Origin of the sequence: Arthrobacter sp. Marseille-P9274 (assembly GCF_946892675.1) — a bacterium.
Classification (GTDB): Bacteria; Actinomycetota; Actinomycetes; order Actinomycetales; family Micrococcaceae; genus Crystallibacter.
Window position 1 is genome coordinate 2,322,257 of record NZ_CAMPOV010000001.1, and the last position, 16,561, is coordinate 2,338,817.

Consider the following 16,561-nt stretch of genomic DNA (forward strand, 5'->3'; position numbering starts at 1 on the left):
TCGGCGCTCCAGACGGGCCGGCCCGCCGCGGTGCTCACTCGGCGCTCCCGGCGGGCGCACCGCCGTCGTCAACGGGTGTCTGGCCGACGTAGACCCGGGGCACCCGGGGACTGATCCGGGTGACGATCTCGTAGTTGATGGTGCCTGCCGCCGCGGCCCAGTCCGCCGCCCCCGGAACGTCTTCGCCCGCGCCGAACAGGATGACTTCCTCACCGACGAGGTCGGGCGACTCCGCGGTCCGCAAGTCCACCACGAACTGATCCATCGCCACCCGCCCGACGACGTCGTAGCGTTTGCCTCCGATGGCCACCTGCGCGCCGCTGGCGTTGCGCGGGATGCCGTCCCCGTAGCCCATCGGCACCAGGACCAGCGTGCTGGGTCCCTCCGTCCGGTAGCGCAGCCCGTAGGATACGCCCTGGCCCTCCGGCACGCGCTTGCAGTTCGCCACCTTGGCGCGCAGCGTCATCGCGGGCCGAAGCTTGAGGTCTTCGGGGCGCTCGTTTTCGAAGGGGGAAAGGCCGTAAGTGCCAAGGCCCACGCGCACCATGTCGAAATGGGCGTCCGGCCGGCTCAGGGTCCCCGGCGTGTTGGCCAGGTGGCGGACTTCGAGGTCCATCCCGGCGTCCTCGGCGACGGCCACGGCTTCGCGGAAACGATCGATCTGCTCGTCCGTTTCCGGCCTGTGCGGCTCGTCCGCCACCGCCAGGTGGGAGAACACGCCGACCACGCGCAGCAGCCCCTCTTCCTGGAAGGCGGAGGCCTGGCCGATCAGCTCCTCCCAGCGGTCCGCCGGACAGCCGTTGCGCCCCAGGCCGGTGTCGATTTTAAGCTGCACCCGGGCAGGCCGCTGGACTTCCTGGGCGGCCGCCGCCACGTGTTCGAGTTCCCAGCCGGAGATGCCGATGTCGATGTTGGCCGTGATGGCGGCGGCGAAGTCGCTGTCCGGGGTGTGCAGCCAGGCCAGGATGGGAGCCTCGATGCCGGCCGCACGCAGGGCCAGGGCCTCGGTGATGTGGGCGACGCCCAACCAGGAGGCGCCGGCTTCCAGGGCCGCGCGTGCCACCGGCAGCGCTCCGTGGCCGTAGCCGTCCGCCTTGACCACCGCCATCACGCGGGCGGGCTCGGCCACTTGCAGGAACTGCCGGATGTTGTCCCGGATGGCCTCCAGATCGATGACGGCCTGGCGGTCAAAACTCTCGGATGCTGCTGAATTCACCATCCCATTCTTCCACCTGGTGCCCGCGGCGCCGCCCAGCCCGTCCGGCGATTGCGCAAAAGCACCAGCGGCGCAGCATCTGTGGAGTCAGAGTGGGCCGAGGTCGCCGAGCACCCGGCGGATGGCCAGCTCATGTGCCACGGCATTGAAGCGATAGAGTGTCTCGCCGTTCGCGGCCCGCAAGGCGTTGCACTCGCGGAACAACTCCTCGTTCACCCGCGCCTGAAGCTGCTCCAGCTCGATGCTGGTCAGGGCCGAGAGATCCTGCGGAAAATCGTCCGACGGTTTCAGGGCGGAAAACGGCATGCCCGGGTCCCTTTCTGAAGCTGCCCCACTGTCTGCGGTTGCTGCCGGCCGGTTCCCCACCACCCGCCGGATTACGACTTCTCCATTTGAACGCGCTTCTCCCCTTCCCGCAAGCCCCGGGTACCCCTCATTTGGCGCCCGGATAGACGGTGGATGCAGCCGGTGCCAAGGTGGGACCATGCCTACCGAGGATGATGTGCGCCGGCTCTGCCTGGACCTGGCGGGGGTAACCGAGCGGCCCAGCTGGGGCAGGCCGGCCTGGTTCGCCCGCACCCTGATGGCGCGGATCTGGGAGCCAGGCGTGCTGACCGTCAAGACCGACGAGCGCGAGGCCCTCGCGGGTACCGACCCGGAGGCCTTCTTCTGGACGCCGCACCACGAGCGGTCCCCCAACCTCGTGCTCGTCCGGCTGGACCGCGTCGCTCCGGACGAGCTCGCCGAGCTGCTCGACGAGTCCTACCGGATAGCAGGACCGCCCGGAAAAACCGGTCGTAGCGGCTTTTCCGGGCGGTCCGCAGACGGCGGGACCTAGCGGACCCCGACGGGTTCCGGCTCGGGCTCCCGCGACGCCGGCGCCGGCGCGGACAGCTTGGCCCCTTCCACGTCCACATCCGGCAGGATCTTCTCCAGCCACCGCGGCATCCACCACACCGACTTGCCCAGCAGGTGCATCGCCGCCGGGATCAGCGTCATGCGCACCACGAACGCGTCCAGCAGCACGCCGAGCGCGAGCCCGAAGCCGATCGGCCGGACCATGGTCAGGTGGGAGAAGACGAACCCGGCGAAGACCGAGACCATGATGATCGCCGCGGCCGTGACCACCTTGGCGCCGTGGTTGAACCCGCTGACCACCGCCGCCCGGGCCTCCTCGCCGTGCGCGTAGGACTCGCGCATCCCGGAGACCAGGAACATCTGGTAGTCCATCGCCAGCCCGAACAGCACGCCGATCAGGATCATCGGCAGGAAGCTCAGGATCGGGCCCGGATCGTGCACGCCGAAGATGCCGTCCAGCCAGCCCCACTGGTAGATCGCCACCACGGCGCCGAAGCTGGCACCGAGCGAGAGCAGGAACCCGGCGGTCGCCAGCAGCGGCACCAGAATGGAGCGGAACACCAGCAGCAGCAGGATCAGCGACAGTCCGATCACGATCGCCAGGTATACCGGCATGGCATCGGCGAGCTTGTCGGACACGTCGATCTGCATCGCGGGCTGCCCGGTGACGGAAATTCCGACGCCGGTGCTCGCCTCGATCTCGCCGGCCTGGGCCCGCAGGTTGTGGACCAGGTCCTCGGTGCTCTCGGCGGCCGGTCCTTCCTCCGGGATGACCTGCAGCGCGGCGGTGCGGCCGTCGTCGCTGGTCCCGAACGGCACCGCCGCGGTCACATGGTCCAGGGCCCGCAGTTCGCGGGACACCTGCAGCAGCTTCTCGTCCGCCTCGCTGCCTTCCAGGCCGTCCGGCAGGTCTGCCACAACGACCAGCGGGCCGTTGATGCCCTCGCCGAAGCTCTCCCCAAGCTGGGTGTAGGCGCGGTAGGCGGTGGAATCGGCCGGCTCCGAGCTGCCGTCCGGCAGCCCCAGCCGCAGCTGCGTGGCCGGCACCGCCATCACACCAAGCAGCGCCACGCCGGCCACCAGCGCCAGCCAGGGCCGCCGGGTGACTACCCGAGCCCAGCTGCGCTTGGGGTCGTTCACCGAGGCTGGATCCGCCGTCGTTATTGCTGTGGTGCCGGCCGCGGGACCGGACATGCCCGCCCTGGCCCACGCCCGCTTCGAGAGGATGCGCTTGCCGATCACGGCGAGCATCGCCGGGGTCAGGGTGAGGGCAACGACGACGGCGACGGCCACCGTCGCGGCGCCGGCGAGTCCCAGCACGGTCAGGAACGGGATGCCGGGCACGGCGAGCGCTGCGAGCGCGATGATGACGGTCAGGCCGGCGAACAGCACGGCGTTGCCGGAGGTGCCGGTGGCGCGGCCGATGGATTCCTCCAGCGGCATGCCGGCCAGCAGCTGGGAGCGGTGCCGGTTGACGATGAACAGCGAGTAGTCGATGCCCACGGCCAGGCCCAGCATCAGCGCCAGCACCGGCGAGATGGAGCTCATTTCCACGACACCCGAGAGCGCGATCGTGCCGCCGACGCCCACGCCGACGCCGACGACCGCCATGAGCAGCGGCAGGCCCGCGGCGATCAGCGTGCCGAGCATGATGACCAGCACGGCTGCCGCGACGGCGATGCCGATGACCTCGGCGGCGCCGAAGAGCTGCGAAATGTCCTCGACGATGTCCTTGCTGTACTCGGCGTGCAGCCCGCTGACCAGCGCCGACTCGGTCACCTGCTGGACGGCCTCGCGGTCCTCCTTGGCAACCTCCATCATCGACTTCTCGAACTGGACCTGCATGACGGCGACGCTGCCGGTGTCGCTGACAAAGCGCACGCCCTCGGAGGACTGCTGCTGCAGCTTCGCGGCCTCCAGGTCGGCGACGCCGGACTCATAGTCGGAGCGGCCGTCCTCGAGCTGCTGCTCGGCGTCGTCCAGCCGGGCCTCGGCCGCCTCGAGCTGGGCCTTCTGCGGCTCCAGCTGCGCGCGCTGGGCCTCCAGCTGGGCACGGATCTGGGCTGCCATGGCGGGCTGTCCCGCGGCGTCGGCCTGGGCGGCCTGCGCCTCGGCGGCCTGCAGCTGCTCTTCGGCCGCTGCCAGCTGCGCCTTTCCGGGCTCCAGCTGCTCGCGTCCGGCATCCAGGTCCGCCCGGCCCTGGTCCAGCTTGGCCTCGGCCTCGTCGAGCTGGGCCTGGCCGTCGTCGATCTTCTGCGGGGCGTCATCCAGCGCGGACTGGAGCTCGAACGGGTCCGTCGCGCTCTTGACCGCGTCGAGCTCCCCCAGGTTCTTGGCCAGCCGGGCGACCGCGTCCCGCTGCTCGTTGCTGAACTCCCCGCCGTCGTCCGTGCTGAACACAATGGTGCCCAGCCCGCCCGCGGCGTCCGGAAGGCTGTCCTGCAGCTCGTCGAGCACCTGCTGGGAGGGCGTGCCGGGAATGGTGAAGGTGTTGGAGAGCGTGCCGGCGAAGGCTGCCACGGATCCGCCGATGGCCACCATCACCGCCAGCCAGGCCGAGACGAACCACCAGCGTTTGCGGGCGGCGAGTTTGCCGAGCGAATACAGCAGAGAAGCCATGGTCTAGGAGTCCTTGGGGTTGATGCCGTTGATATTGAAGCCGCTGCGGAGCAGGCCGATGCTCTCCAGCAGGTGGTTGTGGAAGGCCAAAGGGTCCGGATTGCGCCCCGCGGCGGAGTCGGCGGCGGTCCGCATCGCGGCTTTGGCGCACGCCACCAGCGACCCGGCGAGCGCGCGGACCAGCAGTTCGCCGGCGGCCGCGCCGAGCCTGACGGTCAGCCCGTCTTCGAGCTTCTGCTGGGCGCTGTTCCAGAGCTGCAGCTGCATGCGCTCCAGCTGCGGGCTGTCTTCGGTCATGGCGTAGACCTCGCAGAGCACCGCCATCTGCTCCCGGCTCATGTCGCCGCCGAGGGTCGCCATCACCGCGTCCACGATGGGCTCATCCGCCGGGCGTTCGTCCAGCCGGCTGAAGGCCTCGTCGAGGAACTCCTCGATCGGCCGGGCCACCGCCGCCTCGATGGAGGGGAAGTAGTTGAAGAAGGTGCGGCGGGAGACGCCGGCCGCGTCGGCCAGGGCGTCCACGGTGAAGCCCCCGGGCCCCTGCTCGCGGGCCAGACTCAAGGCCGCGGCGGAGATCGCGTCCCGGGTGGCCTGCTTGTTCAGTTCGCGGCGGCTCGGTGAAGCCGCGGATGTAGATTCCTGCACGCCACAACTTTAGGACCAAGCTTGCACTCGATGCAAACTTGCCCACCATGCAATAGCACGCGCCTCAGTTGGGCGGGGCCGCTGGGGCGCGCCGGTTGCTCACTCCGAACCCTTGCCTGCCGGAGCACCATGGAGTGCACTGGGAGTCATGCGACTCCTGATTCTCGGCGGAACCGCCTGGCTCGGCGGCACCATCGCAGCGATTGCCGTCCGGCGCGGGCACGCTGTCACCTGCCTCGCCCGCGGATCCGGGAACTCCCCGCCCGCCGGCACGGAGTTCGTGCGCGCAGACCGCGACGCCCCGGAAGCCTACGCGGCGGTGGCGCAGCGGGACTGGGACGCTGTCATCGACGTCTCGCGCCAGCCCGGCCAGGTCCGCGGAGCAGCCGCAGCGATGGCCCGCCGCGCCAGGCACTACACCTTCGTCTCCTCCGCCTCCGTCTACGCGGACCACGGCACGCCCGGTGCCGCCGAGGATGCCGGACTACTGCCGCCCCTGGACGGGGATGTCATGGACAGCATGGAGGTCTATGGGGAAGCAAAGGTTGCCTGCGAGCAGCACGTGCTGGCGCACTTCGGACCGAAGCGCAGCCTGATCGTGCGGTCCGGCCTCGTTGCCGGGCCGGGGGACGAAACCGGCCGCACCGGCTACTGGCCGCTGCGCTTCGCCCGACCGGCCGCCGAGGACGGCAGGGTCCTGGTCCCCGAGGCACCGGACCTCGCCACGCAGGTCGTCGACGTCCGCGACCTGGCCGCCTGGATCGTCGGTGCCACGGCTCGGGGCGTCAGCGGGATCTTCAACGCAATGGGCGACGCCCTGCAGCTGGCGGAGCATCTGGCCGAGGCGCGCGGCGTCGCCGGACATACCGGCCCGCTTGTCGCCGCGGACCAGGACTGGCTGCTCGCCCACGGCGTACAACCGTGGATGGGCGCCAGGTCGCTGCCGCTGTGGCTGCCGCTGCCGGAGTACGCGGGCTTCAGTTCGCGCAGCACCGCCGCGGCGAAGGCGGCGGGCCTGTCCCTGCGGCCGCTGCGCGAGACGTTGGCGGACACCCTCGCCTGGGAACTGGAACGCGGCGCGGACCGGACGCGCGCCGCAGGCCTGAGCGCGGACGAGGAACGGGACCTGCTTCGGGCCCGGGCGTCGGATGCGGGCTGAGGCACCGCGCGGAAGCACGAACGCCGGGCAGGGAGACGTGGATGCCGCCAATGGCCACGCGGACGCTGCCAGGGAAAACAACGACGGCGACCGTCGCCTCGTGCGCCCGCCCGCGGACTGGTTTGTGCTGCTGGAGCGCGTCACGGCGGAGATCGCCGCACTGCTGGACAACCGGCGAACCTGGCGGGACCTGCAGGCCCGGGGCACGGCCCTCGAATCGGAGGCGGCCGGGACGGACTACGGCTGGCTGGCTGAGCTCTACCACCGCGACGCGGCGCTCGGCATCCGCCGGATGGTCGACGGTGACCGCCGGACCGGCTCGTTCAAGCGGCTGCTGCAGAAGATGGCCGAGGAACCCAGGTTCCTGACCGAAGCCTGGTTCCTCGGCGACAGCACCGGCGCGCACCACGAGGACCTGGCCGCCGCTTTCCGGGAGCAGGCGGACCCCCTGCGCTTCGGCCACCTGAACCCGGCCGTCCCGCGCGCGGACCTCGCGGCATTGTCCAACGGGACCGCGGGCATCAAATGCTGGGTGGACCAGCACATCACCCACGCACAGCTGGATCCGCACTCAACCCAACCTCCGCCGTCGGACATTGACGCGGCCCTCGACCTGCTCGCCGAACTGCTGGAGAAGTACACGTCCCTGCTCCGTCCCGGCGGCGCGGACCTGCCCGGTGCGGACGGGCTCACCCCCGGAACCTAAGGCCGGATTCGGCGGGCTCGTCGCTGGCCTCCGCCCCTCGTGCAGGCGAGGACCGCCGGGTGGCGCAGTCCCCCTCTGCTGCCCACCCGGCGGCCGGCTTTGTTGATACAACGACCGCGGAACCCCCTGCCGCTACTTGTGGACCATGCCGCCGGCATTGCGCGACTCGGCCGTCGCCAGCCGGTTCAGAGCCAGCGCACCGACGAGCAGGCCGAAGTCGCGCAGCGCCACGTCGAAGAAGCCGGGCAGGACCAGCAGGTTGATGATGATGCCGAGGAGCCAGGCCGCCACGACGAGTGAGCCGATTCGCGGCCGCCACGCGACGAGCACGCCGGCCAGGATCTCGACCACGCCCACCCCGTACATGAACTGCTGGGCGGAGACCGGGATGACCTGGGTTGCAACCGGAGCGAGGTACTGAGTCCAGTCGGTGAGCAGGTTCGCGAACTTATCGAGTCCGAAGAGAATCGGGGCGATGGTGAAGACGGTGCGGAGGAGCAGGAAGGCCTGGCGGGCCGGGCTGTGTACGCCCGCGCGGGTGGCAGTGCTGGGCTGGTGGGTGACCATGACCAATCCTTTCTAAAAATAGTGATACTTGACTTTAGAAAGCCCGATCTGTTATGTCAATGGTTCTTGTTTTTAGAGTAGGATTTTTCCATGGGACATCGCAGCCATCCGGACGCCGTCGCGGCCATTGCCGCGCTGGCGGACGCCTCCCGCCGCGCCGTGTACGAGTTCGTCCTCGCCGCGACTGCCCCGGTGAGCCGGGACGACGTCGCCGGCGGCCTCGGCATGGTGCGCGGCACGGCCGCCTTCCACCTGGACCGGCTGGCGCGCGAAGAACTGCTCACCGTCACCTACCGAAGGCTGACCGGGCGCAGCGGCCCGGGCTCCGGCCGCCCCACCAAGCTCTACGCCCCCACCGTCCGCGAGGTCTCGGTCAGCCTGCCCCAGCGGCACTACGACCTGGCGGCGGAACTGCTGGCTGCGGCGGTGGAGGAATCGACCCGCACCGGCGAGCCCGTGCAGGAGGCCCTCAGCCACGCCGCGGCCCAAGCCGGCCGGGCCATCGGCTCCGAGGGCGAACTGGAGGACGCCCTGGCGCACTACGGGTACCAGCCGGTACGCGAAGAAGACGGCAGCATCATCATGCGCAACTGCCCGTTCCACAGGATTTCGAAGACGCACACCGCGACTGTCTGCGGCATGAACCTCGACCTGCTCGGCGCCGCCGCAGCCGCGTCCGGCCAGGGCGGCTCCACGGCCGTCCTTGATCCCGCCCCGGGCCGCTGCTGCGTGCGCATCCTCCCGCCGGCGGACTGAGCACCCGCTGGATTCGGCGGACTGAACCTCGGGCCGAGGCAAAGGACTGAGCACGGGGAGAACGCTCTAAGACCAAGGCATCGGCGGACCGAGTGCACGCGGACGAGTCGGCAGTCTCAGGTCAGCCCCGCAGCAGGGCCCGGACGGTCTCCGGCAGGGCGCGGCTGATGTCCGACGCGTTGATTGGCCCTCCTGCGGAGGCTGCGGTTCCCGCGAGCCCGTGGACGGCGGCGGCCATAGCCGCGATGCCGGCGGTGTGGTCCTGCGGCTCGATGCCGGCCGCCGCCAGGTCCGCCCGGTCCACCGTGGCGGCGAGTGCGCCCAGGATGCCGGCCAACGTATCCCCGGAGCCAGCGGCGGCCATCCACGGCGTTGCATTGTCCTGGCTGAAGAGCGCGCCGGACGGCGAGGCGATGACCGTCGCCGCTCCCTTGAGCAGGACGGTTGCCCCGGTCAGGCCGGCGGCGAGCGCGGCAAATTCCGACGGCGCGGCTTCCACCTGCTCGCGTGTGACCTCCACGTTCTGCGCGGCGAGGATCCGGACCAGCTCGCCGGCGTGCGGCGTCAGCACGACCTGCGGCCCCAGTTCCCCGGGCAGTTCGTCCAGCGCGCTGGCGTCGGCGACCACGGGCAGGCCCGAGGCGAGGGCATCCAGCACGCGCTGCGCCTGCTCCGCGTCGGTCCCGGTTCCCGGTCCCACGAGCCACGCCTGCACCCGGCTGTCCGCGACGGAGTCCGAACTGCTGCACACCGCCTCCGGCGTGGAAGCGTTCACCAGCCGGCAGACCTCCCGGGGACCGAGGTAGCGGACCATGCCTACCCCGGTAGCCGCGGCGGCTTGGGTGCACAGCAGCGCGGCGCCCGGATACTGTTCCGAGCCGGCGACGACACCCAGCACCCCGCGGGTGTACTTGTGCGAATCGCGCGCCGGTACCGGCCACAGCCTGCGGAGATCCGAGGGCTCCATCCGCCTGAGCCCAGGCCGCGGCAGGTGCGGGCCGAGGCCGATGTCGATCGTCTCCACGGCGCCGGCGGCACCCGCGGCCGGTCCGGTGAGCAGGCCGGCCTTGGTTCCGCCGAAGGTGACCGTGAGGTCGGCGCGGAGCACCGGCTCGAACAGTCCGCCCGTGTCCGCCGACGTGCCGCTGGGCAGGTCGCAGGCCACCACGAGCGGCGCTCCGGCCTCGGTGATTGCGCGGACCAGGCCGGCGGCCGGGCCGCGCAGGCCTCCGGCCGCGCCGGTGCCGAGGATCCCGTCGACCAGCACGTCTGCGCCGGCGCACAGTCCTGCCAGTTCCGCGGTGTTCTCCTCCTGCAGCCGAACGGCACTGCCGCCCGCGGCGGAGAAGGCGGCCAGGGCGTCCGGGTGGCAGCGCGCCGAGGTGAGCACCGCCGTCGTCCGCACTCCCCTGCGCGCCACCGCGGCTGCGGCATAGAGTGCGTCCCCGCCGTTGTTGCCGCTGCCGGCGAGGACCACGAGCCGGGCGCCGTAGACCCGTCCGCGGCGAAGGCGCAGCGCCCGCAGCACGGACACGGCCAGGCCGTGGGCAGCCCGCACCATCAGGGCCGGCCCCTCGCCGGCCTCCAGCAGCGGCCGCTCCGCCTCGCGGACCTGCGCGCCGGTCCAGGCGCGGATCATGCCCGGCCTCCACCCGGGTGGAGGCCCCGTCCGCCCGCGCCCGGCAGGCCAGTCACGCGGAGCCTTCGCCTTGCCGCCGCAGCACGGCCGCCGACCTGCCCGGCAGCGACAGAGCGCCGTCGAGCTTCGCGTCCGGGTCCGTCGCGAGCAGCAGCCGTCCCGGTCCGGCCTCGATCCGGCGCTCGTCCTCCGCGAAGTTGAAGGCCACCGTGACGCGGCCGCGGCGCAGCAGCAGCCAGCGGCGGTCCTCGTCGAAGTCCACGGCGACGGCCTGCAGGTCCGCACTGGTCAGCTCCGGTTCCTGGCGGCGCAGCCGGATCAGCTCCCGGTACAACTGCAGCAGGCGGGCGTGGTCCCCGTCCTCCACTTCGGACCAGCGCAGCTTCGAGTTGGTGAACGTGCTCTCGTCCTGCGGGTCCGGCACGGCCGCTGCGTCCCAGCCCATCCGTTCGAACTCGCGCAGCCGGCCCTGCGAGGTGGCCTCGCCGAGCTCCGGCTCCGGGTGCGAGGTGAAGAACTGCCACGGCGTCGACGCGGCGAACTCCTCCCCCATGAACAGCATGGGCGTGAACGGCGAGGTCAGGTTCAGCACGGCCGCCAGCGCCAGCGAGCCGTAGTCCAGGGTGGCGGAGAGCCGGTCCCCCGCGGCACGGTTGCCGATCTGGTCATGGTTCTGCGTGCAGACCACCAGCTGCCGCGCCGTCACGTGCTCCTTATTGATGGGCCGCCCGTGGTGGCGGTGCCGGAACGAGGAGTAGCTGCCGTCGTGGAAGAACCCGCCGGTCAGCACCTTGGCCAGCGCACCGAGGGAGTCGAAGTCCGCGTAGTAGCCCGAGGTCTCCCCGGTCAGGTTCACGTGCACGGCGTGGTGGAAGTCGTCGCTCCACTGGCCGTCCAGGCCGAGGCCGTTGCGCGTGCGGGGCTCGATCATCCGCGGGTTGTTCAGGTCCGACTCGGCGACCAGGAACAGCGGCTTGCCCAGTTCCGCGGCGCAGGCTTCCGTGGCGGCGGAGAGCTCCTCGAGGATGTGCACCGCGCGCTCGTCGTGCAGGGCGTGCACCGCGTCGAGGCGCAGGCCGTCCACGTGGAAGTCGCGGAACCACATCAGCGCGTTGTCCACGATGTACCGCCGGACCTCGTCCGATTCGGGCCCGTCCAGGTTGATCGAGTCGCCCCAGGGGTTGGCTCCGGCGGCGGCCAGGTACGGGCCGAACTGCGGCAGGTAGTTGCCACTCGGACCCAGGTGGTTGTACACCACGTCCTGGATCACGCCGATCCCCTGCCGGTGCGCCGCGTCCACGAAGCGCTGGTACGCGGCCGGGCCGCCGTAGCTTTCCTGCACCGCGTACCAGAGCACGCCGTCATAGCCCCAGTTGTGGGTGCCGTTGAAGGCGTTGACCGGCAGCAGTTCCACATGGTCCACGCCGAGCTCGGCGAGGTACTCCAGCTTCTCCGCCGCCGCGTCCAGCGTGCCCTCGGGCGTGAAGGTCCCCACGTGCAGCTCGTAGATCACGCCGCCGTTGAGCCCCGGCGAACGCCAGCCGGCGTCCGTCCAGGAGTGCTGCGCCGGATCGAAGGTCCGCGAGAGGCCGTGGACGCCGTCCGGCTGGCGGCGCGAGCGGGGATCGGCGAGCGGCTTGTCCGCGTTGTCGATCCGGTAGCCGTAGTCCACCTCGCCCTCGGACACGGCGGCGTCCTCCGGCAGCCGCCACCAGCCGCCGTCCGCGCGCTGCATGGCATACTGCCGGCCGGCGGCGACCAGTTCCAGCGATTCGGCCCGCGGGGCCCACACATCGAAGCGGCTCATGCTTCCTCCTCCCGGACCAGCAGCGCCACCGGCAGGTTCGCGAAGAGCTCGGCGGCCGGCACGGTCCCGGTGCTCTTGTACCAGAGGCCGGTCAGCTCGTCGCGGTAGCGTCCGGGGGAAAGGACGACGGCGGTGTCCCGCCACCCGCCCGCCCGTTGCAGTCCCAGCGGCAGCCGGGTGACGAGCGTGACCGCGCCGCCCCGGTCGAAGGCGAACAGGTGGTCCGCCGCCGTCCCTGTGGCCGCGACGGCCCGGTAGCCGGTGAATAGCTCCGGCCGGTCACGGCGCAGCTGCAGCCCTCGGGAGACCACCAGCATCTTGGCCTCGGCGGTTTCGTCGATGGTGGGAAGGGCGCCGGATTCCTGCCCGTCCAGCGCCTGCTCCCGTGCGGCGAAGTCCACCGGCCGGCGGTTGTCCGGGTCCACCAGCGAGTGGTCCCAGAATTCGGTGCCCTGGTAGACGTCCGGCACGCCCGGCATGGTCAGCTGCACGAGCTTGGCGGCCAGGGAGTTGCTCCAGCCGGCGCCCCGGACCTTGTCCGCCAGTTCCTCCAGGATCCCGCGGACCTCCGGGTTGTCGAAGGCCGAGTCCACGGCCGCATGCAGCCGGCGCTCGAAGTTCCCGTCGGGACGCACCCACGCGGTGGAATTTCCGGCCTCGCGCGAGGCCTTCTCGGCGTACGCGTGGGCCCGTTCCCGGCTCAGCGGCCAGGCCCCGAGCAGCGCCTGCCAGAGCAGGTCAGCCAGCGGCAGGTCGCCGATGGGTGCGGCCTCCTCGAGCCGGGACAGTGCCGTCGCCCATTCCCCGGGCAGCTCGGAGAGCACGCTGATCCGCGCACGAGTGTCCTCGCTGCGCTTGGTGTCGTGCGTGGACAGCGCGGTCATGGCGACCGGGGCGTGCAATTCGCGCCGGAGCAGCCGCTGGTGCAGATCGAACGGTTCCACCGAGAAGATGGACGGGTCCGCGCCGACCTCGTTGAGCGAAGTCAGCCGCGGGTAGCGGTAGAACGCGGTGTCTTCCACGCCCTTGGCCATCACCATTCCCGAGGTCTGCTGGAACCGCACGGCCAGCTCGGTCAGCCCGTCCTGCGGCGAGAGCAGCCCCTGCAGGGCAGCAATGGTCGGGGCAAGATCGGGCCGGCGGACCTGCGCGGCGACGGCGGCCTCCTCCAGGTACTCCGCGCCGTCCGGCAGGTAGCTGCGGTAGACCGGGAAGCACGTCAGCAGCTCGGCCAGCGCGTCCTCCGCCGCGTCCTCGGCCAGGTCCGCCTCCGCAGGAATGAGCCGGGCCAGACGCAGCACCTCGGAGCGGAGCATGCCGTCCGTGATGGCGCGTTTGGTCCCGTGGATCATCTCCGCGAAGGGCTCCGCGGGCGCGGCCGCTTCCAGTTCCGCCCGGCCGGCCGGATCGGTGAAGAGCCGGTCAACGTCCGCGAGCGCGTCGTAGCCGGTGGTGCCCTGGCACTGCCAGCGGGCCGGCAGCCGCTCCCCCGGCTCGAGGATCTTCTCCACCAGCACATAGGCACCGCCGGTCAGCCGGTGCAGGTTCTCAAGGTAGCCCGCGGGGTCCGCCAGCCCGTCCGGGTGGTCGATCCGCAGCCCGTCCACCAGCGACTCGTCGAACCAGCGCCTTACCTCCGCGTGCGATTCCTCGAACACCCACGGCACTTCCACCCGCACGCCGGCGAGCGTGTTGACGCCGAAGAACCGGCGGTAGTTCAGCTCCGAATCGGCCCGGCGCCAGTTCACCAGCTCGTAGTGCTGGCGGTCGTGCACCTCGCGGGCCGAGGCGCCGTCCTCGGCGGTGCCCGCCGCGACCGGGAAGCGGTGGTCGTAGTAGTGCAGCTCGCCCCCGGCCAGCTTGAGCTCGTCCAGCTGGGTGTCGCCGTCGCCCAGGACCGGAAGCCGGATCCGGCCGCCGGCGGCATCCCAGTCCACGTCGAAGGCCTCGGCATAGCGCGAGCCACGGCCCTCGGCCAGCAGCGACCACCACCAGCGGTTCTGCGCCGGTGTGGCAACGCCCATGTGGTTCGGCACGATGTCCACCAGCACGCCCATGCCCGCGGCATGCGCGGCATCCGAGAGCGCCTTCAGCCCCTCCGGGCCGCCGCGGGCCGGGTCCACGGTGGAGAAATCCGTGACGTCGTAGCCGTGGTCCGAGCCCTGTTCGGCGGTGAGGATGGGCGAGAGGTAGACCCAGTCCGCCCCCAGCCGCCGCAGGTAAGGAACCCGTTCCGCCGCGTCGAACAGCGTGAACGAGGGGCTGATCTGCAGACGGTAGGTGGACAGCGGCGTCCTCATGCCGTGTCCTTTCGGCCGCCCTTTTCGTCTGCCAGCACCGCCAGCGAAGCTGCCACCGAGTGGTCCGGTTCCTCCGGCGGCGGAGTGTGGGCCCGCAGCACCACCATGGACTTGGCCTGGACCTCGATCTTCTGTCCGGCCGCGATCGGCTCCGAGTCCGCGTACTCGCCGCCGGTGTCGATGACCTCGTCCCACTTCGCCGAGTAGTCCGGCGAGGGCAGCACAAAGTCCACCGCCTCGTCGTCCGCGTTGAAGTAGATCAGGAAGTTCACGTCCGTGATCGGCTGGCCGCGGTCGTCCCGACCCCTGATGCCCTGGCCGTTCATGAAGACGCCGATAAACCGTCCGATGGGCGAGTCCCAGTCCTCCGGCTCCATCGGCGTGCCGTCCTGGGTCAGCCACGCGATGTCCGGCAGGGCCTCACCCTGGCCGCGGCGGACGGGCCGGCCGTCGAAGAAGCGCCGGCGGCGGAAGATCGGGTGCTCGGACCGCAGCCGGTTCACCGCGGCGACGAACTCGAGCAGCGGCTGGTCCACCTTGCTCCAGTCGATCCAGGACAGCTCCGAGTCCTGGCAGTAGACGTTGTTGTTGCCCTGCTGGGTCCGCCCGAGCTCGTCGCCGTGGGCGATCATCGGCACGCCCTGGCTCAGCAGCAGCGTGGCCAGGAAGTTGCGCTGCTGCCGCGCCCGCAGCGCCAGCACGTTCGGATCGTCCGTGGGCCCCTCCGCACCGCAGTTCCACGAGCGGTTATGGGACTCGCCGTCGTTATTGTCTTCCCCGTTGGCCTCGTTGTGCTTCTCGTTGTAGGACACCAGGTCCCGCAGGGTGAAGCCGTCGTGCGCGGTGACGAAGTTGATCGAGGCGACCGGGCGCCGGCCGGAGTCCTCGTACAGGTCCGAGGAGCCGGTGATCCGGGAGGCGAACTCGCCCAGCGTGGCGGGCTCGCCGCGCCAGAAATCGCGCACCGTGTCGCGGTACTTGCCGTTCCACTCCGTCCACAGCGGCGGGAAGTTGCCCACCTGGTAGCCGCCGGGGCCGATGTCCCACGGCTCGGCGATCAGCTTGGTCTGCGACACCACCGGGTCCTGCTGGCAGAGTTCGAAGAAGGTGGACAGCCGGTCCACGTCGTAGAACTCGCGGGCCAGGGTGGACGCCAGGTCGAAGCGGAAACCGTCCACGTGCATCTCGGTGGCCCAGTAGCGCAGCGAGTCCATCAGCAGCTGGAGCGCATGCGGGTGCCGCACGTTCAGCGAGTTGCCGGTACCGGTGTAGTCCATGTAGTACTGCGGCTCGTCCTCCATCAGGCGGTAGTAGGCCTGGTTATCGAAACCGCGGAAGGACAGCGTGGGACCCAGGTGGTTGCCCTCGGCCGTGTGGTTGTAGACCACGTCCAGGATGACCTCGATGCCGGCCAGGTGCAGCTCGCGCACCATCGCCTTGAACTCCTGCACCTGCTGCCCGGCGTCGCCGGTGGAGCAGTAGGTGTTCTGCGGCGCGAAGAAGCCGATGGTGTTGTAGCCCCAGTAGTTGGACAGGCCCTTGTCCTGCAGGGTGCTGTCGTTGACGAACTGGTGCACCGGCATCAGCTCGATCGCCGTCACGCCCAGCTTCTGCAGGTGCGCGATCACCGACGGGTGGGCCACGCCGGCGTACGTGCCGCGCTGCTCGTCCGGGACGTCCGGGTGCAGCTCGGTCAGGCCCTTTACGTGCGCCTCGTAGATCACCGAGCGGTGGTACGGCGTGCGCGGCTTGCGGTCCCCGTCCCAGTCGAAGAACGGGCTGACCACCACGCCGAGCATCATGTGCTCGGCGGAGTCCTCGTCGTTGCGCGAGTCCGGGTCGCCGAAGTTGTAGCCGAACAGGGGCTGCGCCCAGTCGATCTCGCCACTGACCGCCTTCGCGTACGGGTCCAGCAGCAGCTTGTTCACGTTGCAGCGGACGCCGTTGGCCGGGTCGTACGGCCCGTCGATCCGGTAGCCGTACTTCTGCCCGGGCAGAATCTGCGGCAGGTAGGCGTGCCACACGTAGCCGTCCACCTCCCGCAGCTGAATCCGGGTCTCCGTGCCGTCGTCGTCGAACAGGCAAAGGTAGACGGCGTCGGCCACTTCGCTGAAGATCGCGAAGTTGGTGCCATTGCCGTCATAAGTGGCTCCGAGCGGGTAGGCATCTCCGGGCCATGCTTCCATCAACTGCTCCTGACATTGGGGGATTGTCTGTTCCTTTCTTACAGCATCCGGGTGACAGTTTCGTGCAATCCGCCCAACGCGTAACACGTACGACGGCGGCCTG

General features: G+C 70.5%; 13 protein-coding genes. 4 read left to right on the plus strand and 9 right to left on the minus strand.

The window, feature by feature from the left end; translation table 11 throughout:
- Positions 1-34: 34 nt before the first annotated feature.
- Together alr and OC550_RS10590 are read right to left on the minus strand one after the other, a co-directional pair.
- Positions 35-1,216 carry an alanine racemase gene (alr, locus tag OC550_RS10585; protein WP_262105747.1) on the minus strand — a complete coding sequence of 394 codons (1,182 nt, stop codon included), beginning with the start codon at positions 1,214-1,216 and terminating at the stop codon, positions 35-37.
- A gap of 87 nt (positions 1,217-1,303) precedes the next feature.
- The gene (locus tag OC550_RS10590) at positions 1,304-1,522 is read right to left on the minus strand and encodes a hypothetical protein (protein WP_262105748.1); all 219 of its coding nucleotides are present in this window, start codon (positions 1,520-1,522) and stop codon (positions 1,304-1,306) included.
- A gap of 178 nt (positions 1,523-1,700) precedes the next feature.
- Between OC550_RS10590 and OC550_RS10595 the strand changes: the two genes are divergently transcribed.
- Positions 1,701-2,054, plus strand: coding sequence for an MmcQ/YjbR family DNA-binding protein (locus tag OC550_RS10595; RefSeq protein WP_262105749.1), 354 nt, complete (start codon positions 1,701-1,703; stop codon positions 2,052-2,054).
- Here the strand turns inward: OC550_RS10595 and OC550_RS10600 are convergent.
- Together OC550_RS10600 and OC550_RS10605 are read right to left on the minus strand one after the other, a co-directional pair.
- Positions 2,051-4,693 carry an MMPL family transporter gene (locus OC550_RS10600; protein ID WP_262105750.1) on the minus strand — a complete coding sequence of 881 codons (2,643 nt, stop codon included), beginning with the start codon at positions 4,691-4,693 and terminating at the stop codon, positions 2,051-2,053. The genes OC550_RS10595 and OC550_RS10600 overlap by 4 nt on opposite strands.
- Positions 4,694-4,696: 3 nt before the next feature.
- Positions 4,697-5,338, minus strand: coding sequence for a TetR/AcrR family transcriptional regulator (locus tag OC550_RS10605; RefSeq protein ID WP_262105751.1), 642 nt, complete (start codon positions 5,336-5,338; stop codon positions 4,697-4,699).
- A gap of 148 nt (positions 5,339-5,486) precedes the next feature.
- Here OC550_RS10605 and OC550_RS10610 point away from each other — a divergent pair, with 148 nt between their 5' ends.
- Together OC550_RS10610 and OC550_RS10615 are read left to right on the plus strand one after the other, a co-directional pair.
- Positions 5,487-6,497, plus strand: a complete 1,011-nt coding sequence (locus OC550_RS10610; protein WP_262105752.1) for an NAD-dependent epimerase/dehydratase family protein — start codon at positions 5,487-5,489, stop codon at positions 6,495-6,497.
- A gap of 37 nt (positions 6,498-6,534) precedes the next feature.
- A complete protein-coding gene (locus tag OC550_RS10615) occupies positions 6,535-7,203 on the plus strand; it encodes a hypothetical protein (RefSeq protein WP_262105753.1) in 669 nt (222 codons plus the stop codon).
- 132 nt (positions 7,204-7,335) lie between these two features.
- Here OC550_RS10615 and OC550_RS10620 read toward each other — a convergent pair whose 3' ends face one another.
- Positions 7,336-7,770: a hypothetical protein gene (locus OC550_RS10620; RefSeq protein ID WP_262105754.1), complete on the minus strand. Its 435-nt coding sequence runs from the start codon at positions 7,768-7,770 to the stop codon at positions 7,336-7,338.
- Positions 7,771-7,860: 90 nt separating this feature from the next.
- On the opposite strand from OC550_RS10620, the gene OC550_RS10625 reads away from it, so the two are divergent.
- The gene (locus OC550_RS10625; RefSeq protein WP_262105755.1) at positions 7,861-8,526 is read left to right on the plus strand and encodes a metalloregulator ArsR/SmtB family transcription factor; all 666 of its coding nucleotides are present in this window, start codon (positions 7,861-7,863) and stop codon (positions 8,524-8,526) included.
- A 121-nt stretch (positions 8,527-8,647) separates the two neighbouring features.
- Here the strand turns inward: OC550_RS10625 and OC550_RS10630 are convergent, their stop codons facing one another.
- Genes OC550_RS10630 through glgX form a run of 4 tightly spaced genes read right to left on the minus strand, consistent with a single transcriptional unit; the run spans position 8,648 to position 16,458 of the window.
- Positions 8,648-10,165 (minus strand): NAD(P)H-hydrate dehydratase, encoded by a 1,518-nt coding sequence (locus tag OC550_RS10630; protein WP_262105756.1) that lies wholly within the window; start codon positions 10,163-10,165, stop codon positions 8,648-8,650.
- 52 nt (positions 10,166-10,217) lie between these two features.
- Positions 10,218-11,972 (minus strand): malto-oligosyltrehalose trehalohydrolase, encoded by a 1,755-nt coding sequence (treZ, locus tag OC550_RS10635; protein ID WP_262105757.1) that lies wholly within the window; start codon positions 11,970-11,972, stop codon positions 10,218-10,220.
- Positions 11,969-14,272, minus strand: a complete 2,304-nt coding sequence (treY, locus tag OC550_RS10640) for a malto-oligosyltrehalose synthase (protein ID WP_262105758.1) — start codon at positions 14,270-14,272, stop codon at positions 11,969-11,971. Before treY ends, treZ begins: the two co-directional genes overlap by 4 nt.
- On the minus strand, positions 14,269-16,458 hold the full coding sequence (glgX, locus tag OC550_RS10645; protein WP_262105759.1) for a glycogen debranching protein GlgX: 2,190 nt from the start codon (positions 16,456-16,458) through the stop codon (positions 14,269-14,271). The genes treY and glgX overlap by 4 nt, the downstream gene beginning before the upstream one ends.
- Between the last annotated feature and the right edge of the window lie 103 nt (positions 16,459-16,561).